Source organism: Rhodococcus sp. 1168, assembly GCF_002091955.1.
In the GTDB taxonomy this organism is placed as follows: Bacteria; Actinomycetota; Actinomycetes; order Mycobacteriales; family Mycobacteriaceae; genus Rhodococcoides.
This window is the reverse complement of sequence record NZ_MKKY01000050.1, coordinates 1-960: the sequence shown is the minus strand read 5'-3', so window position 1 is coordinate 960 and position 960 is coordinate 1. Positions and strand designations below refer to the sequence as shown.

1 protein-coding gene is annotated in these 960 nt (G+C 60.3%); it reads right to left on the bottom strand.

What is annotated here, in order from left to right:
• Positions 1-960: AMP-binding protein (locus BJI47_RS09605; protein ID WP_139804850.1), on the bottom strand; the 960-nt coding region annotated here is incomplete at both ends.

The window sequence follows — 960 nt, the reverse complement described above, 5'->3', positions numbered from 1 at the left end:
GCCTCATGCGAGACCGCCACACCCTTCGGCCGACCCGTCGACCCCGACGTGAAAATCACATACGCCGCATTCGACCCCCGCAACACCGACAACCGCTCACCATCCCCCACAACCTCACCCGAGAACCCCGACACATCCAACGAACCCACATCCACCACCGACACACCACCACCAGCAAACACACCCACATCCCCACCACCAGAAACCAACACCAACACCGGAGACGCCACCTCAACGATGAACCCATTACGCTCGGCCGGCTGATCCGGATCCAAAGGCACATACGCACCACCCGCCATCACCACCGCATACATCCCCACCAACAAATCCACCCCACGCCGCATACCCAACCCCACCAACACCTCAGGACCCACACCCTCACCGATCAACCACCGAGCCAAACGAAACACCCGCTCCCCGAACTCCCCATACGACAACCGCTCACCCTCGAACACCACCGCCACCGCACCCGGAACCTCAACCACCCGATCAACAAACAACGACGCCAACGACACCCCACCGGAACCCGAAACACCCTCCAACACACGAGAAGTCCCATTCCANCCCGACACCACCACATCACGTTCCCCAACACCCAACACATCGATATCACCCACCACAACACGCGAATCTTCGACAACCGCCTCCAACACCCGAACAAACCGCTCCACAAAACCATCCACCGTCGACCGATCGAACAAATCCGTCGCAAACGTGAACTCCGCATGAATTTCGGCCGGCCGGCCGTCTTCCATCGGGCCGTCGAAGATGGTCAGCTGAAGATCGGTTTTGGCCAATGGTGAATTGACGTCTACTGCAGAGACAGTCAGACCCGGCAATTCGAGGCTCGCTCGCGCCATGTTCTGGAAGGACAGACCGACCTGGAACAGCGGGTTGCGCGCCGTCGACCGAACCGGGTTGAGCACCTCCACGAGCCGCTCGAACGGCACATCCGCATGC